The sequence below is a fragment of the Paraburkholderia sp. BR10141 genome, assembly GCF_056155635.1.
Genome location: NZ_JBMIQH010000029.1, coordinates 17,726 through 39,730, shown reverse-complemented (window position 1 = coordinate 39,730; position 22,005 = coordinate 17,726). Strand labels below are relative to the sequence as shown.

General features: G+C 65.5%; 16 protein-coding genes. 6 read left to right on the top strand and 10 right to left on the bottom strand.

All coding sequences use genetic code 11. The annotated features are described in order from the left end of the window. Window positions 1-41 precede the first annotated feature (41 nt). Window positions 42-641 carry a hypothetical protein gene (locus ACOJB8_RS30790; RefSeq protein WP_475015972.1) on the bottom strand — a complete coding sequence of 200 codons (600 nt, stop codon included), beginning with the start codon at window positions 639-641 and terminating at the stop codon, window positions 42-44. A gap of 120 nt (window positions 642-761) precedes the next feature. Here ACOJB8_RS30790 and ACOJB8_RS30785 point away from each other — a divergent pair, with 120 nt between their 5' ends. Further along, window positions 762-2,495: a VRR-NUC domain-containing protein gene (locus ACOJB8_RS30785; protein WP_475015970.1), complete on the top strand. Its 1,734-nt coding sequence runs from the start codon at window positions 762-764 to the stop codon at window positions 2,493-2,495. Continuing rightward, window positions 2,492-4,783, top strand: coding sequence for an ATP-dependent DNA helicase (locus tag ACOJB8_RS30780; RefSeq protein ID WP_475015969.1), 2,292 nt, complete (start codon window positions 2,492-2,494; stop codon window positions 4,781-4,783). The genes ACOJB8_RS30785 and ACOJB8_RS30780 overlap by 4 nt, the downstream gene beginning before the upstream one ends. A 72-nt stretch (window positions 4,784-4,855) precedes the next feature. Here ACOJB8_RS30780 and ACOJB8_RS30775 read toward each other — a convergent pair whose 3' ends face one another. After that, the gene (locus ACOJB8_RS30775; protein ID WP_475015967.1) at window positions 4,856-7,708 is read right to left on the bottom strand and encodes an ATP-dependent Clp protease ATP-binding subunit; all 2,853 of its coding nucleotides are present in this window, start codon (window positions 7,706-7,708) and stop codon (window positions 4,856-4,858) included. Here ACOJB8_RS30775 and ACOJB8_RS30770 point away from each other — a divergent pair. Continuing rightward, entirely contained in the window at window positions 7,707-7,901 is a 195-nt protein-coding gene (locus ACOJB8_RS30770; RefSeq protein ID WP_475015965.1) for a hypothetical protein, read from the top strand. The two genes, ACOJB8_RS30775 and ACOJB8_RS30770, sit on opposite strands and share 2 nt — an antisense overlap. Before the next feature lie 294 nt (window positions 7,902-8,195). Here ACOJB8_RS30770 and ACOJB8_RS30765 read toward each other — a convergent pair whose 3' ends face one another. The 5 genes from ACOJB8_RS30765 to xylA all read right to left on the bottom strand — a co-directional run bounded on the left by ACOJB8_RS30765 (window position 8,196) and on the right by xylA (window position 15,178). Then, window positions 8,196-9,395: a sugar ABC transporter permease gene (locus tag ACOJB8_RS30765; protein ID WP_368617727.1), complete on the bottom strand. Its 1,200-nt coding sequence runs from the start codon at window positions 9,393-9,395 to the stop codon at window positions 8,196-8,198. Continuing rightward, window positions 9,392-10,993, bottom strand: coding sequence for a D-xylose ABC transporter ATP-binding protein (xylG, locus tag ACOJB8_RS30760; RefSeq protein WP_475015963.1), 1,602 nt, complete (start codon window positions 10,991-10,993; stop codon window positions 9,392-9,394). Before xylG ends, ACOJB8_RS30765 begins: the two co-directional genes overlap by 4 nt. A 45-nt stretch (window positions 10,994-11,038) precedes the next feature. Then, window positions 11,039-12,067 (bottom strand): D-xylose ABC transporter substrate-binding protein, encoded by a 1,029-nt coding sequence (gene xylF, locus ACOJB8_RS30755; protein WP_475015962.1) that lies wholly within the window; start codon window positions 12,065-12,067, stop codon window positions 11,039-11,041. A gap of 195 nt (window positions 12,068-12,262) precedes the next feature. After that, window positions 12,263-13,753, bottom strand: coding sequence for a xylulokinase (gene xylB / locus ACOJB8_RS30750; protein WP_342945936.1), 1,491 nt, complete (start codon window positions 13,751-13,753; stop codon window positions 12,263-12,265). 102 nt (window positions 13,754-13,855) lie between these two features. Then, on the bottom strand, window positions 13,856-15,178 hold the full coding sequence (xylA, locus tag ACOJB8_RS30745; RefSeq protein WP_342945937.1) for a xylose isomerase: 1,323 nt from the start codon (window positions 15,176-15,178) through the stop codon (window positions 13,856-13,858). Between the two features lie 310 nt (window positions 15,179-15,488). Between xylA and ACOJB8_RS30740 the strand changes: the two genes are divergently transcribed. Further along, window positions 15,489-16,700 carry a XylR family transcriptional regulator gene (locus tag ACOJB8_RS30740; protein WP_342945938.1) on the top strand — a complete coding sequence of 404 codons (1,212 nt, stop codon included), beginning with the start codon at window positions 15,489-15,491 and terminating at the stop codon, window positions 16,698-16,700. 58 nt (window positions 16,701-16,758) lie between these two features. Continuing rightward, window positions 16,759-17,859, top strand: coding sequence for an aldose epimerase family protein (locus tag ACOJB8_RS30735; RefSeq protein WP_069268181.1), 1,101 nt, complete (start codon window positions 16,759-16,761; stop codon window positions 17,857-17,859). A gap of 16 nt (window positions 17,860-17,875) precedes the next feature. Here ACOJB8_RS30735 and ACOJB8_RS30730 read toward each other — a convergent pair whose 3' ends face one another. The 3 genes from ACOJB8_RS30730 to ACOJB8_RS30720 all read right to left on the bottom strand — a co-directional run bounded on the left by ACOJB8_RS30730 (window position 17,876) and on the right by ACOJB8_RS30720 (window position 19,920). After that, complete coding sequence (locus tag ACOJB8_RS30730; RefSeq protein ID WP_342945939.1) at window positions 17,876-18,736, bottom strand: 3-hydroxybutyryl-CoA dehydrogenase; 861 nt, start codon at window positions 18,734-18,736, stop codon at window positions 17,876-17,878. 186 nt (window positions 18,737-18,922) lie between these two features. After that, window positions 18,923-19,243 carry a DUF190 domain-containing protein gene (locus ACOJB8_RS30725; protein WP_069268183.1) on the bottom strand — a complete coding sequence of 107 codons (321 nt, stop codon included), beginning with the start codon at window positions 19,241-19,243 and terminating at the stop codon, window positions 18,923-18,925. 107 nt (window positions 19,244-19,350) lie between these two features. Then, window positions 19,351-19,920 (bottom strand): acyloxyacyl hydrolase, encoded by a 570-nt coding sequence (locus ACOJB8_RS30720; RefSeq protein ID WP_069268184.1) that lies wholly within the window; start codon window positions 19,918-19,920, stop codon window positions 19,351-19,353. 637 nt (window positions 19,921-20,557) lie between these two features. Here ACOJB8_RS30720 and ACOJB8_RS30715 point away from each other — a divergent pair. Beyond that, entirely contained in the window at window positions 20,558-21,961 is a 1,404-nt protein-coding gene (locus ACOJB8_RS30715; protein ID WP_342945940.1) for an MFS transporter, read from the top strand. The last annotated feature ends 44 nt before the right edge of the window (window positions 21,962-22,005 follow it).

The window sequence follows — 22,005 nt, the reverse complement described above, 5'->3', positions numbered from 1 at the left end:
TGCTGCCGTAGCAACGCCACGGCGAGCAGCGTGCGTTCGTTTTAATCGTTCGAGGCGTTCGGGTCGGGCGTGGTCTTCGCGAGCTTAGGCGGCGCGAGCCAGCGGAACGTCGCGAGGCCCGACTCGTTGAAGGTGCACTCCGCGGCCGCCGGTGTGCCGACGGCCTTCTTGATACCAAGCTTTGCGACCAGCGCGGCGACCGGCGTGGTCGGCTTGCCCTCTGGCGTGCCGCCTTGGGCGACCGGAGCGGTGGGAACCGAAATCGTGCCGGGCAGCGCCGCCGCCTGCACCATCGGCGCCGTGACCGTGGGCGCCTCGTTGGCGCCCTGCGCCGTGGTGGACGCCGCCGCCGATGCGGCCGATGCGGCCGACGCCGCCGACGCCGACGCCGACGCCGACGGCGCCGAGGCGACCACGGCGGCCGAAGCCGCGCCGTTCTCGAGCTGCCCTTCGACCACCACACGGGCGCCACGATACGTCGTCGCGCTATGCGTGACCTTGAGGTCGCCGAGCGTCGTCTCGGCAAGGCGGCTACGCATCGCCTCTTCGCAGGCGCTGGTGTTGCGGTACTGCGCCGCGCATCCCGCGAGCAGGGTGACGGCGGCCGCGAGGCCGGCGAAGCATGCGTTACGTGTGTTCATCGCTCATCCGATTTTCAGGCTGCGGCAATTGTAGCGTACGGGGCGGGGAATCCCTGACGGCGCTCGCGCCCACCTGCGACCCTGCTATCATCGCTGCTGTATATCCGTACAGTGCCACGCGTGCTTCCCGACTCTCCCGATCCGTTCTATTACCTCGCGAACTTCGAGCGTGCGCTAGCGTGGCTCGACGCGCGCTGCGCCGACCTCTTCGACGACGCCGAGCGCCGCTTCGCCGACGAATTCGTGCAGGTGCCGCAAGCATCTCGCGCGCTCTTCGTGCGCATGCTGATGCGTAAGGGTCCCTATTTTCGCGCCAGCCGGCTCGCGTACGACGAGATCGGCTGCCCGCGCGCGGCTGCGGCACCGCTCGTCGCGGCGGGTTGGCTCGACGACGCGCCCGCACTCGATCTCGGCGCGCTCGCCGCGCTCGTGACGAAAGCCGAACTGCAAGCGCTCGCCGAGCGACTTGGCATCGCGCTCGAAGCTCGCGCCACGCGCGCGGCAACGCTCGAGGCGCTCGATGCACACTATGCCGCCGCGCCCGAACCGCGCGACTGGCGTGCGTGGTTCCCGGCCTCGTCCGACACTGTGCTTTTGTTCGCGAGCGCCCCGCTCTGCGAGCGCCTGCGCCTGATGTTCTTCGGCAACCTGCATCAGGACTGGTCGGAGTTCGTGCTCGCCGACCTCGGCGTCTTTCGCTACGAAAGCGTGCCCTTCGATCACGCCTCGCGTGCGTTCCAGCGACGCGAGGACATCGACGCGTATCTGGCGCTGCGCGATTGCCGCGACGGACTCGAGAGCGCCGCCGAGACCCAGGACTTCGACGCTGCCGGCGCCATCACCGCAACACTCGCAGCACTCGACGCGCTGGCCCCGCGCACGCAAGCGAACGCCTGGCTGCGCGCTCGCCACGACAAGCTGCGTCACGCCGCGGGGCTCGCCGCCGAGCGCGCGGGCGAACCCGAACTCGCGTGGCGCGCTTATCTCGACTGCGCTCACCCTGAATCGCGTTACCGCCGCGTGCGTGTGCTCGAACAACTGAACCGACGCGAGGAAGCGCTGGCGCTCGCGCAGACCATCGCCGATGCGCCCGCAAACGAAGAGGAAGCGCAACGCGCGGCGCGCGCGCTCGGGCGTCTCGCGCGCACGCGGGCGAAGTCGAAGACGAGCGCCGGGCCGGGATTCGCGCAGCTCGAACTCGCGCTGCCCGCGGCGCCTGGCGCACTGCGCGTCGAGGAAGCCGCGCGCATCGCGCTCGCCGCGCCGCAAGCGCCCGTGTTCTATGTCGAGAACACGCTGATCAACGCGCTCTTCGGCCTGCTCTGCTGGCCCGCGCTGTTCGCGCCGATGCCAGGCGCGTTCTTCCACCCGTTCCAGCGCGGCCCCGCCGACCTGCACGCCGCCGACTTCGTCGCACGACGTGCTTCGCAGTTCGAAACATGTCTCGCCGAACTCGAAACGCACGCCTACCGCGAGTCGATTGTGCGCCGCTATGCGGAAAAATCCGGCATGCAGTCACCGTTCGTCGCGTGGCCCGCATTGAGCGACGAACTGCTCACGCTCGCCCTCGACTGCTTCCCCGCCGCTCATCTGCGCCTGTGGTTCGAGCGACTGCTGCGCGAACCCGTCGCGAACCGCTCGGGTCTGCCCGATCTCGTGCGCTTCTGGCCGCACGAGCGGCGCTACGAACTGATCGAGGTGAAAGGCCCCGGCGACCGCTTGCAGGACAACCAGCGCCGTTGGCTGGCCTATTGCGTGCAGTACGGCATGCCGGTTTCCGTATTGCAGGTGCGTTGGCCCAACCTGCCAGACGAAGCCGACGACAGCGCCGGCCAGGCGCTGCCCGCGCCATGAGCTACACGGTGGCCGTGCGCACGCTGTGCGAGTTCACCGCGAAGCGCGGCGACCTCGACTTGCGCTTCACGCCCTCGCCCGACGCAAGCGACGGCCGCGCCGGCCACGCCGCCATCGCCGCGCGGCGCCCGCCCGGCTACGAGACCGAGATCGCGCTTTCCGGCACGTTCGAATCGCTGAGCGTGCGCGGTCGCGCCGACGGCTACGATCCCGCGCGCCGCAGGCTCGAAGAATTCAAGACCTATCGCGGCGACCTCGATGCGATGCGCGAGAATCAGCGCGCGCTGCACTGGGCGCAGTTGCGCGTCTACGGCGCACTTCTCTGCGAAAAACTCGGCCTCGATGGGCTCGAACTCGCTTTGGTCTACTACGACATCCGTTCGGGGCGCGAGACGGCGCTCGTCGAGCATGCGAGCGCGCGGGAATTGCGCACCGCGTTCGAAACGCAATGTCGTCGCTTCGTTGCATGGGCCGAGCAGGAAAGCGCCCACCGCGCCGCACGCGATACCGCGCTTGCCACACTGTGCCTGCCGCATCCGCAGTTTCGACACGGCCAGCGCGATCTTGCCGAAGCCGTCTGGCGCGCGGCGACGCAGGGACGCTGTCTGCTCGCGCAGGCGCCCACCGGCATCGGCAAGACCATCGGCACGCTCTTTCCGCAGTTGAAGGCTTGCCCGCGCGCGGCGATCGACAAGGTCGTATTTCTGAGCGCGAAAAGCTCTGGGCGTCAGTTGGCACTCGACGCGCTCGCTACGCTGACAAGCGCGCAAGACGAAGCAAGCGCCGAAGCGCATCGAACGCCCGTGCCCCTGCGCGTGCTCGAACTCGTCGCGCGCGAAAAGTCGTGCGAGCATCCCGAAGCGGCATGTCATGGCGAATCATGCCCGCTTGCGCGCGGCTTTTACGACCGTCTGCCGGCCGCGCGTGCGGCGGCGCTCGAACGCGTGCGGCTCGACCGCGCGGCACTGCGCGATGTCGCGAGCGAGCATGCCGTCTGCCCCTACTACCTTGGCCAGGAGCTGGCGCGCTGGAGCGACGTGATCGTCGGCGACTACAACTACTGGTTCGACGCGAGCGCCATGCTGTTCATGCTCGCCGCGCACAACCAGTGGCGCGCGAGCGTGCTCGTGGACGAAGCCCACAACCTCCCCGAGCGCGCCCGCGCGATGTATTCGGCGGAACTCGTGCAAACGCGCATCGACGCCGTGCGCCGCGCCGCGAGCGCACCGCTCAAGCGCGCGCTCGCGCGCCTGCAGAAGCACTGGAACGCGCAGAACGCCGTGTTGCCCGGCGCCTGGCGCGCGAGCGACACCTTGCCCGAAGGCCTCGTCGCCGCGCTTGGCGACGTGATCGGGGCGATCGGCGACCAGCTCGCCGAACCCGCGCTCGTGCGCGATCCCGAACTCGAGCGCTTCTATTTCGACGCCCTGCACTTCACGCGCATTGCCGAACGCTTCGATACGCATTCACTCTTCGACGTCACGCCATTGGCGCATCAGAACGCGCGCCGCCCGCGTTCCACGATCGCCATCCGCAACATCGTGCCGGCGGATGCCTTGCGCCCGCGCATCGCCACGGCACACAGCATCACGCTCTTCTCGGCGACGCTCTCGCCCACGCATTACTACAGCGACATGCTCGGGCTGCCCGCCAACACGGTGAGCATCGACATCGACACGCCATTTCGCGCCGAGCAGCTCGACGTCCACATCGCCCGCCATATCTCGACGCGCTATAAGGACCGCGAACGTTCGCTCGAAGCGCTGGTCGGGCGCGTGGCCGCGCAATTTGTCGAACGCCCCGGCAACTATCTGTGTTTTTTCAGCAGCTACGACTATCTGCAGCAAGCCGCCGATGCGTTTGCGGCACGCCATCCGGAGGTGCAAGTCTGGCTCCAGTCGCGCACCATGGACGAAGCGGATCAGCAGGCCTTCGTCGCGCGCTTCGTGGAAGGCGGCTGCGGCATCGGTTTCGCGGTGCTGGGCGGCGCGTTCGGCGAGGGCATCGATCTGCCGGGCACACGTCTCATCGGCACGTTCATCGCGACGCTCGGCATGCCGCAGGTGAACGCCGTGAACGAGGCGATGCGCGCACGCATGGATACGCTCTACGGCGACGGCTTCGACTACACCTACCTGATTCCGGGCCTGCGCAAGGTCGTGCAGGCCGCCGGGCGCGTGATCCGCACCGAGCAGGATCGCGGCGTCGTACACCTGCTGGACGACCGCTTCGCACAGCCCGGCGTGCGCGCGCTGCTGCCCACGTGGTGGCGTATCGCCACGAGTTAATCTGGATTCCAGATCAATCGTAACGTAAAAAACTGGCGCACGTTTCGGTGCGCCAGCCGTTGCTCCACTCAATCAAACAGGCTTCGCCTTGCCCCCGCCCTTGCCGCTCTTCTTCGGAGGCGGGGGTGGTGGATCGCCTTCCATGTCGTCGGCGGCCATCTCGCTCGCGATTTCGTCGACAGGCGGTGCCGCCGTTTTCTTCGCCTTCTTCGCCGGCTTGCTCTCCTTCACGTCGGGTGGCACAGCGATCTTGCTGATCGTGACTTGATCGTTCGTTTTGTCGTAGCCGATCTCGACGGTATCGCCCGACTGCAGCGCGTCGCCGAGTATCTCTTTGGCAAGGCGCGTTTCCACTTCCTGGCGAATCTGCCGCTTGAGCTCGCGCGCACCGAACTCCGGCTGATAGCCGGCCTCCACGAGATGATCGACGAGCGTCTGACCCATCAAGAGCGTGATGCCCTGCGCGGACGCCGTGCGCGTCACGCGCTCGAGCTGGATCTGCACGATCGCGCGGATGTTCTCGCGCGAGAGCGCATGAAACACGATGATCTCATCGATGCGATTGAGGAACTCGGGCCGGAAGTGCCCCTTGAGCACCTTCATGAGTTCGGCACGGATCGTCTTGTCGTCGAGCCGCGACTTCTCCGGGCGCTCGAGGTTGTCCATGATGATCGACGCGCCCAGGTTGCTCGTGGCGATCAGGATCGTGTTGCTGAAGTCGACTACGCGACCCTTGCCGTCCGTTAAACGCCCGTCGTCGAATACCTGCAGCAGCACGTTGTAGACGTCCGCGTGCGCCTTCTCGATCTCGTCGAGCAGAATCACGCTGTACGGGCGGCGCCGCACGCGCTCGGTAAGCTGGCCACCCTCGTCGTAGCCCACGTAGCCCGGCGGCGCGCCGATGAGCCGCGCCACCGCATGACGCTCCATGTACTCGCTCATGTCGATGCGGATGATCGCCTGCTCGTCGCCGAACACGGTTTCCGCCAGCGCCTTCGCAAGCTCGGTCTTGCCTACGCCGGTCGGCCCGAGGAACAGGAAGGTCGCGATCGGCCGGTTCGACTGACCGAGTCCGGCGCGCGAAAGACGTACGGCGTCGCTTACGGCGACCACGGCATCTTCCTGGCCTACCACGCGTTCGCGCAGCGTCTCTTCCATCTTGAGCAGCTTCTGGCGCTCTTCCTGGGTGAGATCCGCGACCGGAATGCCAGTGAGCCGCGACACGACCTCGGCAATCGACGCCACCGTGACTTCGAGCGTTTCCGAACCCGTCTTGCGCTGCCACGCCTCAGTCAGCTCTTCGAGCTTTCCCTGCTTCTCGTTGATGCGCTCCTCGAAACCCTTGGCCTCGTCGAAGCGCTTGCGCGAAGCCGCGTAGTCCTGCTCGCGTTTGAGCTGCGCGATCTCCGCTTCGAGTTCCTGCATCTCGGCGGGACGCGACGTCGAACCGATGCGCACGCGCGCGGCTGCCTGGTCGATGAGATCGATCGCCTTGTCCGGCAAGAAGCGTGACGTGATGTAGCGATCCGACAATTCGGCCGCGGCCACGAAGGCGTCGTCGGCGAAGGTCACCTGATGGTGGGCTTCGAGCTTGTCGCGCAAACCGCGCAGGATCACGATGGTTTGCTCGACCGTGGGCTCCGGCACGAGCACGGGCTGAAAGCGCCGTTCGAGTGCCGCGTCTTTCTCGATGTACTTTTGATACTCGTTCAGCGTCGTGGCACCAATGAGGCTCAACTCGCCGCGCGCCAGCGCGGGCTTCAGCACGTTGGCAATATCGAGTCCGCCTTCGCCGCCGCCCTGCCCCGCGCCAACGATCGTGTGCAGTTCGTCGATGAAGAGGATCAACTCGTCGTGTTTCGCGGTCACTTCGTCGATCAGCTGCTTCGCGCGTTCCTCGAACTCGCCGCGGTATTTCGCGCCCGCGACCATCGAATTGATGTTCACCTCCACGAGCCGCTTGCCGCGCAGCACCTCGGGCACATCGCCATTGACGATGCGTTGTGCGAGCCCTTCCACGATGGCGGTCTTGCCCACGCCCGGTTCGCCGATCAGCACCGGGTTGTTCTTCTTGCGCCGCGCGAGCACTTCGATCGTACTCTCGATTTCCTGCGCGCGGCCCAGCACCGGATCGAGCTTGCCTTGCCGTGCCATGGCTGTCAGGTCCCGGCCGAACTTGTCGAGCGTGGGGGTGCCCGTAGGCGCATCGACGCGGCCATCTTCCGCGCCCTTGCCCACGACCTTCACGACCTTCTGGCGCAGCGCCTCGGGCGTCACGCCGTACTTCTTGAGCAGCGCGCCCGCAATGCTGTCGGGCACCGCGGCGAGTCCGATCAGCAGATGCTCGGGGCCGACGTACGAGTGACCGAGATCGCGCGAGGCCTGAAACGCGAACTGAAACGCTTTTTTCAGGCGCGGCGAAATCGTCATCTTGTCGATGGGCGCATCGGGCGAAGCCGTGCCCTTTTGCGCGTGCTGATCGATATAGCCTTTGATGTCCTGCGGCGAGAGCTTCAACTCCTTCAGGAGTGCGGCGCAAACATCGGTGTCCGCCAGGACGTACAGCAGGTGTTCCGTGTCGAGTTCATTGCGCTGCAGTTCATGGGCTTTTTCCGCGGCGCGTTGCAGGATTTCGAGCGTCTGCTCGCTGAAGGCATCGGTCGCGTCCACGGATTCACGCGGCACCTCGGCGGCGAGGTCGTGCCCCTCGTCGTCGTGCTCGTCCTCGCCGCCTTGTCCACCGAAAAAGCGTGACAGGCCACTGCCGCCCAGCAGCGAATCGAACGGGTTGAGCATGCTTTGGTGACGCATCAGTTGGCGGTAGTCGTAGTCGCAGATCGACATGGACTTGCGCTGCCCGTTTTGCACGACAGTCACGCGCGCGACTGCAGGCCGGGAGTTACAAATTTCGCAAAGAGTGGGCATGGTCGGCTTGTCTCCGGAGGTTCGGAATCGCGCCGCCGAAGTTGGCAAAACGCTGGCACAACCTCGCGGCATGATTCGGTGCAACGCGAGCGCTCATGCAGCGGTTGCACCAGCAAAGCGACAAATCGGCGAGCACGCGCTGGAACACGACGACGCGGTGCTGTGGCTGACGATGACCTTGCGGACGGCATGAATCGCACCTATCGCGTGCGCATGCCGCCCTGCACAGGTGCGAACGATTGTGGCAGGAAACGATCGCCGGCGCGTCGAACATGCGCCGCTCGGTGCGAGATGCTTGAGCGGCCACAGCAAAGAAAAAGGGCGGGACATGAGTCCCGCCCTGAGAGCGCGCTCGGCGCGCGCGAGGAGAGCAACTGCGCGTGGCAGTCATCCGCAAAAATTACGCCGCGGTGTCACGCGCGATGCAAGAACACGGTCATGATTTTCATGGCGTCAGCAGGTTTGCAATCGTGTGCGCCACGCTTTCTCAGCGGCGGTTCGAGCCCGACACCACGTCGATCCACACGGCAAGCACGAGAATGCCGCCCTTCACAATCATCTGCCAATACGCGTCCACGTCGAGCATCGACATGCCGTTGTCGAGGCTCGCCATCACGAGTGCGCCGATCAGCGCGCCATACACGGTGCCGGAACCGCCGCGCATCGACGTGCCGCCGATAAAGCAGGCCGCGATCGCGTCGAGTTCGCCCATCGTGCCCGCCGAGGGCGAACCCGCCGCGAGACGCGCCGTATTGACGATACCCGCGAAGGCACACATGAGACCCATGAGCGCGAAAATGACAAGCTTCACGCGGTTCGTGTTCACGCCCGAAAGGCGCGTGGCTTCGAGGTTCGAGCCCACCGCGTAGATACGCCGGCCGAACACGGTTTGCGTGGCGATCCATGTGAAGATACCGAGCAGCGCGAGCAGCAACAGCACGGGCACCGGAATGCCGCCATAGCTGTCGAGCATCAGCACGAAGGCAAGCAGGATCGCACCCGCCCCGACGATCTTCACGCCGTCTTGCCAGAGTGGCACGACGCTCAGCTGATAGCGCCTGCGGTTCCCACGCTGGCGCACCGTAAGCACGGCGAGCAGCACGAAGAGCGCGAGCGCCAGCACGTCGCCCGCCACGCGCGGCAAGTAGCCCTGGCCGAGAAACACGAAGTGATCGGACACCGGCGCGATGGTCGAGCCGCCCGTGATGCCGAGCAGCACGCCGCGAAACGCGAGCATGCCGCCGAGACCCACGATGAACGACGGCACGCGGCGGTACGTCGACCACCAGCCGTTGAAGAGTCCGACGAGCACGCCAAGCACGAGCACCGCCGGCACGGTCACGCCGATCGGCCAGCCGCGATTCACATCGAGAATCGCCGCGACGCCGCCGAGCAGGCCGAGCAGCGAGCCGACCGATAGATCGATCTCGCCCGCGATGATGACGAACACCATGCCGCACGCGAGCATGCCGGTAATCGACATCTGCCGCAGCAGGTTAGACACGTTGCGCGGCGTGACGAACGCGCCGTGCGTGAGCAGCGAAAAGAACAGCCAGATCACCGCCACTGCGAGCAGCAGCGCGAGGATCTTGTAGCGCGCAAAAAGTTGCTGGAAACGCATGGCGAAGCCATTACCGCCTTGCGGCAGGTCTTCGCGTGCGCCCTGGGTCGTGACGTCGGGGGTCATACTGCACTCGCTGTATCGGGTTGGGCGCGCACGCTCTGGATCGCTGCGCCGAGAATGTCTTCCTGGGTGAGGTCGTCATTGACGAAGTCGCCGCGCAACTCGCCCTCGCCGATCACGAGCACGCGGTCGCTGATGCCCAGCACTTCGGGCAATTCGGACGACACCATCACGATCGCCACACCGCGTTTGGCCAACTGGAAGATCAGTTTGTAGATCTCGTACTTCGCGCCGACATCCACGCCGCGCGTCGGCTCGTCGAGGATCAGCACCTTCGGGTCGGTGAGCAGCATCTTGGTGAGCACCGCCTTCTGCTGATTGCCGCCCGAGAGGCTCGCAATCGACAGCATGGGGTTCGCCGCGCGCACCGAAAGGCGCTGCATCTCCGTGCGGATCGTATCGAGTTCCGCGGCCGTGTCGATGCGGCCGTGCCTCGAAAAGCGCTGCAGCACCGAGAGCGTGATGTTGTGGCCCACGCCCAGTTGCGGCACGATGCCGTGACGCTTGCGGTCCTCGGGCACCATGGCGATGCCCGCGTTGATCGCGTCGAGCGGCGAACGGATTTTCAGCGGCTTGCCATCGAGCAAGACCGTCGCGGTGCATGCGCCCGCATACGCACCGAAGATCGCCTGCATGGTTTCCGTGCGGCCCGCGCCGACGAGTCCGGCCACGCCGAGGATTTCGCCGCGACGCACCGAGAACGAGACGTCGTCCACGCGCTTGCGGCGCGGATTCGTCACGTCGTAGCAGGTCACGTTGCGGGCCTCGAACACGACCTCGCCGATGTCATGCGCCTCGCGCGGAAAGAGATTGCGGATCTCACGCCCCACCATCTGCGCGATGATCCGATCGGTCGTGAGCGTCGCCATCGGCTCGGTGGCCACGTGCCGGCCGTCGCGAATCACGCTCACCGTGTCGCACACGGCTTCGACCTCGTCGAGCTTGTGCGAGATGTAGACGCACGCCACGCCGCGGCGCTTCAGGTCGCGCACGATGTCGAGCAGGATCTTCGTTTCCGCCGCCGTGAGCGAAGACGACGGCTCGTCGAGAATCAGCAGCTTCGCGCGCTTGTTCAGCGCCTTCGCGATCTCGATGAGCTGTTGATGGCCGCCGCCATAGTTCATCACCGGCTGCGCCACGTTGATGGCGTCGATGTTCAGCTCGCGCAGCAATTCGTCGGCGCGCTGGTACATCGCCGCGTAATTCATGCGCCCGCCCGGAAGCGTGATTTCGTTGCCGAGAAAGATGTTCTCGGCCACCGACAGCTCGGGCACGAGCATCAGTTCCTGGTGGATGATGACGATGCCCGCGCGTTCGGTGTCGCGCACGCTTTGCGCTTCGAGCGGCGCGCCTTCCCAACGGATCTCGCCGCTCCAGGTGCCGTGCGGGTACACGCCCGAGAGCACTTTCATGAGCGTGGATTTGCCGGCGCCGTTCTCGCCGCACAGCCCCACGCATTCGCCGGGCCGCACGGTGAGGTCGATGCCGTCGAGCGCTTTCACGCCCGCAAAGGACTTGACGATGCCGCGCATCGTCAGCAAGGGTTCGGTCATACGCTGGTTACTCGCTGCGATGGCCCGCGCGCGCCGCAGTAGCCACATTCGTGGCCACACTCGTGGAGCGCACGGGCCGTCAGGCCATAAGCGTTACTGGCTTGCCAGTTGCGCCTGCGTATAGAAGCCGTCCTTCACGACGACGTCCACGTTGCTCTTCGTGAGCAGCGTCGGCTGCAGCAGCACCGTATCGACCTTCTTCTTGCCGTTGTCGTACTGCGCGTTGTACGCCGGCTTCTGGCCCTTCGCCAGATCGACGGCGAGCTTCGCGGCTTCGCCCGCGATGAGCTTGAGCGGCTTGTAGACCGTCATGGTCTGCGTGCCCGCCACCACCCGCTTGACCGCTGCGAGGTCCGCGTCCTGGCCCGACACGGGCACCTTGCCCGCGAGATGCTGCGCGGCGAGCGCCTGGATCGCGCCGCCCGCCGTGCCGTCGTTCGAGGCGACGACTGCGTCGATCTTGTTGTTGTTCGCGGTGAGCGCGTCTTCCATGATGCGCAGCGCCGTCGCCGCGCTCCACTCCGGCACCCACTGCTGACCGACCAGCTTGATGTCGCCACGGTCGATGGCCGGCTTGAGGACCTTCAGCTGTCCTTCACGCAGCATCTTCGCATTGTTGTCGGTCGGCGCGCCGCCCAGCAGGAAGTAGTTGCCCTTCGGCTGTGCATCGTAGACGCCCTTCGCCTGGAGCTCGCCCACCTTCTCGTTGTCGAACGAGATGTACGCGTCGATGTCGGCGTCGAGGATCAGGCGGTCATACGAAACGACCTTGATGCCCGCCTTCTTCGCTTCGGCAACGACATTGGTGAGCGCCTTCGAATTGAACGGCACGATCACGATCACATCCACGCCGCGCGAGATGAGGTTTTCGATCTGCGAGACCTGACGCTCTTCGCTTGCGTCCGCCGACTGCACCGACACCTTCGCGCCCATCTTTTCCGCTGCGGCGACGAAGTAGTCGCGGTCACGCGACCAGCGCTCGACACGCAGGTCGTCGATGCAGAAGCCGATCTCGGGATGATCCTTGCTCGCGTGCGCGAGCGGTGCGGCAAGCGACAGGCTCGCGAGCACGGCCCCGCATACGAGCGAACTCAGAACCGAACGACGTTTGGCGAAATTCATGTCTCCATACTCCTCTTGATGCCGGTGCGCAGGCGCGCGCGAACGCGTCGCCGCCGCGGCGATGGTTATCAGGGTGCTGCCGATGTAAATGCGGAACACACGCGAAACAGCACAGCGTGCGGTATAACCGTAGGACGACTAATCAGCTGCACGACTACACTGGCCGTGCAGTTTTTTCTTCGCCGGCGCCGCTAGTCAGGCGCCGGTGGCGAAAACCGGTTCGAGCGCGCGATACAGCGCGCTAAAGGTTGGACGGCGCGCCTCGCGATACCAGGCGTGGCGTGCGGCGTCAGGTTCGCGAATCGCCAGCACGGGCGGCTGCGGGCACACTTCGTCGAGCGGCGCGCCCGGTTCGAGCGCGAGATGCGCGAGGCGCGCGGCGCCAAGGGCCGGCCCCACCTCGCCGCCTGCGCGCAACGTGAGCGCGCGGCCGCTGATATCGGCGAGCATCTGCGTCCACCAGGCGCTGCGCGAGCCGCCGCCAATTACCGTGATCGTGTCCGGCACGAGCCCCGCCGCATGCAACGCATCCATGCCGTCGAGCAGCGCGAAGCCCACGCCTTCCAGCGTTGCGTTCGCCAGATCGGCGCGCGAGGTCTGCGGGGTCATACCGTAGAACACGCCCTTCGCGTTGACGTTGTTGTGCGGCGTGCGCTCGCCGCTCAGATACGGCAGGAACCACGGCCGGCGCGCGTCGCGCTCGGCGTTCGAGTTCGCTTGCGCATCGGCGAGCAACGCGGCGACGCTTTCGTAACCCGTCAACTGCGCCGTGAAGTCGAGGCAACTGGCCGCGTTGAGCATCACGGACATCAAGTGCCACGTGTGCGGCAACGCATGGCAGAAGCTGTGCACCGCGGAATCGGGATTGGCAAGAAAGCCGTCCGAAACTGCGAAATAGACACCGGAAGTGCCGAGCGAAAGCATCGCGTCGCCGGGCCGCACGATGCCCACGCCCACGGCGCCCGCCGCGTTGTCGCCGCCACCCGCCACGACCGGGATTTCGCGCAGGCCGAATTGGCGCGCGAGTTCGGGCCGTAGCGTGCCGGTCACCTGGTTGCCTTCGAATACCTCCGGCATTTGGGCGCGCGTGAGGTCGCAGGCCGAGAGCAGCGTGTCGCTATAGTCGCGTTTCGCAATATCGAGCCACAGCGTGCCGGCGGCATCGGAGGGATCGGTGGCGAACACGCCCGTGAGCAGCCAGCGCAAATAGTCCTTCGGCAACAGCACGTGCGCGATGCGCGCGAAGATCTCCGGCTCGTGCTTGCGCACCCACAACAGCTTCGGCGCCGTGAAGCCCGGCATCGCGAGATTGCCCGCGATGGCGTGCAACTGCGGTACGGCGCGCTCCAGCTCGAGACATTCGGTATCCGAACGACCGTCGTTCCACAGTATGGCGGGACGCAGTACCTCGCCCTGCGCGTCGAGCAGCGTCGCGCCGTGCATCTGGCCGGTCAGGCCGAGCGCCTCGATGCGTGCGGGGTCGAAGCCGCGCCCGCGCGCCTCGTCGATGAGTGCGCGCAACGCGCTCTGCGTGGCGAGCCACCAGTCTTGCGGCGCCTGTTCGGACCAGCGCGGCTGCGGCCGGCTCACGGTGAGCGGCGCGCTCGCGCTGCCGAGCACATCGCCCGCGCGATCGAGCAGCACGGCCTTCACGCCCGACGTGCCGAGGTCGATACCGATGAACATGTCTCCGTCCTGATTTTTTGCGTCAGTTTGCCTTCAATCGCAAACGGCGCAATTGCGAATTTGACGGCGCGCGCTAATGATTTTTCGCGCGCCGTGGCACGGCTAGCGCTGGCCGTAGATGGCCTGGTTCACGACATTCTCGAGCCGCTCCTGCTGGCCGCTCGCGTGCTGCGGATTCATACCGTGCGAGATTGCGTCGGCGGCGAGCGACGAGAGCGAATAGCCGCCGGCGAGAATCTTGCGGCCGAACTCGCTGTCCCAGCCCGCGTAGCGCTGGCTGCGGAACTGCTCGAGCCGGTCGTTTTCCACGAGCGCCGCACCGCGCTCGAGCGCCAGCGCGAGCACGTCGATCGCACCCACGTGACCATAGAACATGTCTTCCGGATCGCTGCTCGCGCGGCGCACCTTCGCGTCGAAGTTCATGCCGCCCGTGGTAAAGCCGCCGTGGCGCAGGATCTCGTAGAACGCGAGCGTCAGTTCTTCGACGCTGTTCGGGAACTGGTCCGTATCCCAGCCGTTTTGCGGATCGCCGCGGTTCGCGTCGACGCTGCCGAACACACCCAGCGCGAACGCGGTGGCGATTTCGTGATGGAACGAGTGGCCTGCGAGCGTCGCGTGATTGGCCTCGATATTCACGCGGATTTCGTTTTGCAGACCGTATTGCGTGAGGAAGCCGTGCACCGTCGCAACGTCGTAGTCGTACTGGTGCTTGGTCGGCTCCTGCGGCTTCGGCTCGATCAGCAGCGTGCCGGTGAAGCCGGTGCGGTGCTTGTGCTCGACCACCATCGAAAGGAAGCGTGCGAACTGCTCGCGCTCGCGCTTGAGGTCGGTATTGAGCAGCGTGTCATAGCCTTCGCGGCCACCCCACAGGACGTAGTTCTCGCCGCCCAGCTTGCGCGTCGCGTCGAGCGCATGACATACCTGCGCGGCCGCGTAGGCGAAGACTTCGGGGTTGGGGTTGGTCGCGGCGCCGCCGGCGTAGCGCGGATTCGAAAACAGGTTGGCGGTGCCCCAGAGCAGTTTCACACCGCTCGCCTGCTGGCGCTCGCCGAGGTAGTCGACCATGCGCTTGAAGTTTTCCGTGTAGTCCTTCAGGTCCTTGCCTTCCGGAGCGACGTCGGTGTCGTGGAACGTGTAATAAGGCGTGCCTAGCTTCGAGAAAAACTCGAACGCCGCGTCGGCCTTCTGGTGCGCGCGTTCCATGGCGTCGCCGGGCTGCTGCCACGGGCGGTGAAACGCGCCCTGCCCGAAGATATCGTTGCCGGGCCAGACGAACGAATGCCAGTAGCACACGGCAATGCGCAGATGCTCCTCGAGCGTCTTGCCGAGCACCTTTTTGCTACGGTCGTAGTGATGGTACGCAAGCGGATTGTCCGACTGCGGGCCTTCGTATCGAATGGCGGGAATATGTTCGAAATACGACATGATGTCTCCAATGTTGTTGCAGCGCAGCGGCGCAGCGTGCATCCCTCTGTGTGACGCCATACTGCCCGCGACGCGCAAAGCGCGGCAATTGCGAAATTGCGTGAGACCTCTAACGTTTCCTGCCGACGGGCGCGACCGGCCTGCCCGCGAACCCGAATCTGGGCCTAAAATAGCCGGACGCTTAAAATGACGCGCCGCAGGCGCCAGAGACATCGTAGCGCGGTGCACCTTGGCGCGCACCGCGCCCGAACTGGAGACATGGCGGTTTTCCGCCGGCGATCCGCGCCGGGCGAACAACCGCCGACCCGACATGACCCGTGCCCCCGCTTCCCAGACACCCCACCGCATCGCGCTGCTCTTCAACGCGAATAAGGTGTACGACCGCGAGATCATTGCGGGGATTGGCCACTATCTGCGCTCCACGCGCGTCGCATGGGATCTCTTTCTCGAGGAAGACTTCCGCTGTCGCCTCGCGGGCATCGAACGCTTCGACGGGGACGGCATCATCGCCGACTTCGACGACCCCGACGTGGCCGACGCCCTGCGCGGCTGCCCGCTGCCGGTGGTCGCCGTGGGCTCGTCATTCGAAGACGCCGCCCAGTACCCGCCCGACGTGCCCTATATCGCGACCGACAACCGCAAACTGGTCTCGCTGGCCTGGACGCATCTGATCGGTGCGGGCCTGCCGAACCTCGCGATGTACAGCCTGCCCGTCGCGCAGGAAAACCGCTGGGCGCAGGAGCGCGAACTGGCGTTCCAGGCGCTCGCCCGCGAAGAGGGCGTACAGGCGCCGATCTACCGCGGCCAGGCCACCAGCGCCAGCGCCTGGAACCAGGCCATCGAGCAGTTGAGCGTCTGGCTGCACAGCCTGCCCAAGCCCGTGGGCGTGATCGCCGTGACCGACGCACGGGCGCGGCATTTGCTCCAGGCGTGTCTGATTCACGGCATTGCCGTGCCCGAGCAGGTGGCGATCATCGGCATCGACAACGATCCGCTCACCCGCACGCTCACGCGCATTCCGCTCTCGTCGGTCATCCAGGGCACGGAGGAAATGGGCAAGACCGCCGCGCACTTGCTGCACCAGATGCTGCGCGGTGCACGTTTTCCGGGCCAACGCATTCTGGTGCCGCCCGTCGGCATCAACGTGCTCGAATCGACCCGCCACGAGCCGCTGTCGAGCCCGCATGTCATGCGTGCGCGCCACTTCATCCGCCAGTACGCCTGCCAGGGCATCAAGACCGAGCAGGTGGCCGACTATGTCGGCGTATCGCGCTCGTCGCTGGAAGACTATTTCCGGCGTGAACTGCAATGCACGGTCCACCAGGAAATCCTGCGCCACAAGCTCGACGCCGCCAAGGCGATGCTCGCGAGCCGCGACGCCTCGAGCGCGGAGGTGGCGATCCGCTGCGGATTCACGTCGCTGCAGTACATGTATGCCGTATTCCGGCGCGAACTGGGATGCACGCCGCGCGAATATCAGGACAGTGTCGCGAACGCTTCGGGCCCACGCCTGTCCACTTGATGAAGCGGCTTCGGCCATCCCGGACAAACACGCTTTCTTCATACGTTCCCTTCACCTCATGAACACTCTTGCTGCCCATCTGACTTCCGAACCGTGGGGCGCCCTGCCCGGCGGCGACGCCGTGCGGCTCTACACGCTGCGCAACGCGCAGGGCATGAAGGTGACAGTCAGCGACCTCGGCGCCACGCTCGTCTCATGGCTCGCGCCCGATCGCGCCGGCCGCCTCGCGGATATCCTGCTCGGCCACGACACGCCAGCGGACTATCTCGCCGCCACCACGTACATGGGCGGTCTGGTGGGACGCTGGGCCAACCGCATCGCCGGTGCGCATTTCACGCTGGACGGCATCGACTATCCGCTCGATCGCAACGAGAACGGCAATCTGCTGCACGGCGGCGCGAACGGCTTTCATCGGCAGATGTGGCAGGTGGAAGAGGATCGGGGCTCGCTGGTGCTGCGACTCGACTCACCCGAAGGCGACGGCGGCTTTCCGGGCAACGTGAGCGTGCAGGTGCGCTACACGCTCGACGACGACGGCACGCTGACGCTCGAATACGAGGGCGTCACCGATGCGCCTACGCCGCTCAATCTCACGAGCCACGGCTATTTCAACCTCTCCGGCGAGGCGAGCCCGGACATTCGCGGCCACGTGCTGACGATCGACGCGGACGCGTTCCTCGAAGTCGACCCGCAGTTGATTCCCGCGCGCATCGCCGACGTCTCGGGCAGCGCCTTCGACTTCCGCCATGGCGCGCCGCTCGGCGCGCGGCTCGACTGGCCGAACGCCCAGCTCGAGCGCGCACGCGGTTTCGACCACTGCTACGTGCTGCGCGCACCCGAGAGCACGGCAGGCACGCTGCACGCCGCGCCGGGGCGATGGCCGGTGCGGCCGGTGGCGCGCGTCTACGAGCCGGGCAGCGGACGCGAGCTTGCCGTCTCGACCGACCAGCGCGGCCTGCAGCTTTATACGGGGAATTATCTGGAGGGACAGCCGGGACGCCGGGGCGCGACGTGTGCGCGCTATGCGGGGCTGTGCCTCGAAGCGGGCGGCTTCCCGAACCAGATCAACATGGAAGCGCCCGCCTGTGACGAAGTGGTGCTGCAGCCCGGCAAGACCTATCGGCAAGTCACGCAATACCGCGTAAGCGTGCTCGCCTGAAGCCGGGCGCGAGGCCTTACGACACCTTGTCGTACTGATACACGCCGCGGCCGGTCTTGCGGCCGAGCTGGCCCGCCGCGACCATCTCGCGCAGCAGCGGGCACGCACGATACTTCGAGTCGCCGAAGTCCTTCAGAAACACGTCCATCACCGAAAGACACACGTCGACGCCGATCAGGTCCGCCAGCGCGAGCGGGCCGATCGGATGATTGGCGCCGAGCTTCATGCCGGCGTCGATTTCCTCGGCGCTCGCAATGCCTTCCGCGAGCACGAAGAACGCTTCGTTGATCATCGGCACGAGAATGCGGTTCACCACGAAGCCCGGCGCGTTTTTCACGGCGATCGGCGTCTTCTCGAGGCGCAGCGCCATTTCGCGCACCGACTCGGCGACCTCCGGGCGCGTCTGCAGGCCGCGGATCACCTCGACGAGCGGCATCATCGGCACCGGGTTGAAGAAGTGCATGCCGATGAAGCGCGACGGGTCGGCGAGCGTGGTCGCGAGGGCCGTGATCGAGATCGACGAGGTGTTCGACGCGACGATCGCGTCGGGGCGGGCCGCGGCTTCGATCTGCTTGAGAATGCGCGTCTTGAGCTCGGCGTTCTCGGTCGCCGCCTCGATTACGAGATCGACGCTCGCGAGGCGCTGATAGTCGGTGGTCGTTTCGATGCGTGCGAGCGCGGCGTCGCGCGCGCCGGCTTCGAGCTTGCCCTTCGAGACGAGCCGCTCGAGGCTATGGGTGAGCGTGGCGACGCCCTTGGCGAGCGCCGCATCGGTGACGTCGATCATCACCGCCTTGAGCCCCGCCACCGCCACGGCCTGGGCGATGCCGTTGCCCATCGTGCCTGCGCCCACGATCCCTACCGATTCGATTGCCATGCCTCGTCCTCACTCCTTGTCTGCGACTCCGGCGTGTCGCTATGGAAAATGCCGGTCGTGCGGCGCAATGCGTGGTGCACCGCACCAATACCCACAGTGTAACGGGTTGCGGGAATCGACTGGCGCCCGCGTGACGGGGAGGACCTGCGGCGAAGCGCCTGCGCGGCGGCGTGAAGACCGTGCCGGTCAAGCGCCGGCGAGGCGGCCGTACTCGATTGGCGTGCGCGTATAGAAGAGTTCGACGCCGCCCGCTTCGAGCGTGACGAGGAGCGCGTCGATAGAGGGCTCGTCGGCGACGATCAGCACCACGGCGGGCTCGTCGGCCAGATCGAAGAAGTGGGCGGCGTGCATCTTTCCGTGGGCGTCGAGGCCTTCGTAGCCTTCCAGCACGGTGATGCCGAAGACGCCCTGCGCACGCGCGGCGTCGATGATCCACGCGACCGCCGACTTGTGGCCCTTCTTGTGCTTGCGGCTCGTATAGAGCGTGAGTTGACTGCCTGCGGGCATGGGGCCTCCATGCAGTCGGAAATCCAGTCATTGAGCGCCGCGCGACAGGCGGCATGTAAAAAATTCTAGCACGCGTCCTGACAGACGCCGGGATGCCCGCTGGCACCCTAGAAGTTGTACTGGAAGTAGATCTGACTGAAGTTCGTACCCGGATTCGGCGCCTTGATATCCGCGTTCGACAAATGCTGGAAACGGAACCCGGCCTGATAGTTGCCGTGCTCGCCGAACTGCGCACCAACACCGACCATGTCGACGAACTGGAAGGACGTCGACGTCGCGCGATCGGGCGTCTGCCGGACGTGCGAGAGAAAGTGAAAGCCCACGCCCGCCTCGATGAAGGGCTTGAACCAGCCGCTGTCCTTGATGAAGCGAAAAACGGGCGTCACGCCGTATTCCCAGATATGCGAGTAGACGGCGTCCGGCGCATTCAGCTTCCAGTAGGCGACATGCGCTTCACCAACCAGCGTGAAGTGATACCCGCCGATGTGCCACCACTGCAGGCCCGGATCCCACACCAGGCCGAGGTCGAGCTTTTTCACGTCGTGGTCCGCTACGCCCGCTCCAAGCTGCACGCCAAACGTGTTGTCCGCCTGCGCGCCGGCGGCGCCGAGGGCGCACAGCGCGGTGAGCGCCCAACGCACTGCATGAGCGTGCCAGACGAATCTTCTTACTTTCATAGCTTTCCCCGATTCGATCGATTCAGCATGACGCCATGCATCGGGCACAACCACGATTCGCGCAGGTTCGGCACCCGCACAAATCCCATACGAAATGCACTACGCGCTTGTCACCTGGACAGAACAAATAGCATCACGCCCCAATGTTCACTAATGACTGGCGCACATATGAGAGCGAAGTTTAGCGTCGAAAAATCGAACACGCTCGCTGGCGAGCCAACAAATCGCGCCACTGCAAGGCCCTGTGGCTTCAAAATGACTGACTGCCAGCTTTCAGTTTCGATTATTGAGGCGAATAAATGGTGCTCATCGATTATTGACGGAAGGATTTGCGAAATAGGACTCACCTCGTTACCGAATCCGTCTCAATTACGAGCTTTAGATTTACCGGGCATTCAGATCTCTGAATAACGATTTTCAGACTTGCTGGTCGTCCCGATATCCCTCTGCGTAAAACCGGCATGGCGCCCGGACCCGGGTATTCCCGAACTTCGCGGAATGCGCGGCGCAGCTGTACCCAAATTGAGGACAGACAGCGCGCAGGCGCCTCGCATAATCCGCGTGAATTGTGATCCGCGGCAAACAACAACGCCATAACCCTTGCCACGCTCACGTCCCGGTGCTTAGGAGGAGACACATGAGCCCAATCCCGCAAGGGCATGCTTCGCGCGTGCCGCAAACGTCCGCACAAGCGCAGTCAAACTGCGCAGCCGCCACCGAACAAGTCACGCGCAAGGTCTCGCGCCATTTGCTCGGCTTCCTGTTCCTGCTGTTCGTCGTCTCGTTCCTCGACCGCATCAACATCGGGTTCGCAGGCCTGACGATGATGAAGGACCTCGGCCTGTCGAGCACGCAGTTCGGCTTTGCCACCACCCTCTTCTACGTCGCCTATATCGCGTGCGGCATTCCGGGCAATCTGATGCTCGCGCGCGTCGGTGCGCGCCGCTGGATCAGCGTCATCATGATTGCGTGGGGCCTCGCCTCCACCGCGACGATGTTCGCCACCAACGCCACCACGCTCTACTGGCTGCGCATGCTGGTTGGCGTGACCGAGGCAGGCTTTCTGCCCGGCATGCTGCTCTATCTCACCTGCTGGTTCCCGAGCGCGTGGCGCGCCCGCGCCAACGCGCTCTTCATGATCGCGATGCCCGTGACGGCCGCGCTCGGCTCCGCAGTCTCGGGCTTCATCCTCAAACTCGACGGCCATGCGGGACTCGCCGGCTGGCAATGGCTGTTCGTGCTCGAAGGCATGCCGGCCGCACTGCTCGGCTGCGTGGCGTTCTTTTATCTTGACGACACGCCGCGCGCCGCGCGCTGGCTCAGCGCGCAAGAAAAACGCACGCTCGAAGCCGCGCTCGCCGAGCCGTCCGAGGCCCTCGCTGCGCCTACGGCGCAAGCAGCGAGCGAACGCAGCCTCTGGCAGCAACTGCGCTCGCCCGTGGTCCTGCGCTTCGCGGCGGCGTACTTCTGCCTCGTCAATACGCTCGCGATGGTCGCAGTATGGGCACCGCTGATCGTGAAGGGCTTCAGCGCCGGTGCGAGCAACGTCACCGTGGGCCTCGTCGCGACGATTCCGCAGATCGTCACCATCGTCGCGATGATCGTGTGGGGGCGCCGCTCGGACCGTCGTCAGGAACGCAAATGGCACCTCGCCGCGCCCATGCTGCTCTCCGGGCTCGGCTGCGTGCTGACGGCGCAAGGCGGCGCGCCGCTCGTGCAGTTGCTTGGCGTGTGCCTCGCATCGGCGGGGTCGTACACGGCGATGTCGATCTTCTGGACCACGCCCGATCAGGCGTTCACGCCGCAGGCGCGCGCAGTGGGTATCGCCGTGATCAATGCGATCGGCAATATCAGCTCGGCGGCGAATCCGCTCGTGGTCGGCTGGCTCAAGGACGCGACGCACAGCTATGCCGCGGGGCTCATCTATTCCGCGGTGCTGCTCGTGCTGGGGGCGGGGATCGTCGCGTCGTTGCCGATCGGGCGCGGTGACCGCAGCGATCGGGAGAAGGAAGTGAAAGCCGTGCCTCGCGCGGCGGCTTGAGCGAACTTCAGAATGCAAATCGCGCGACGGTGAGCGTCACGCGA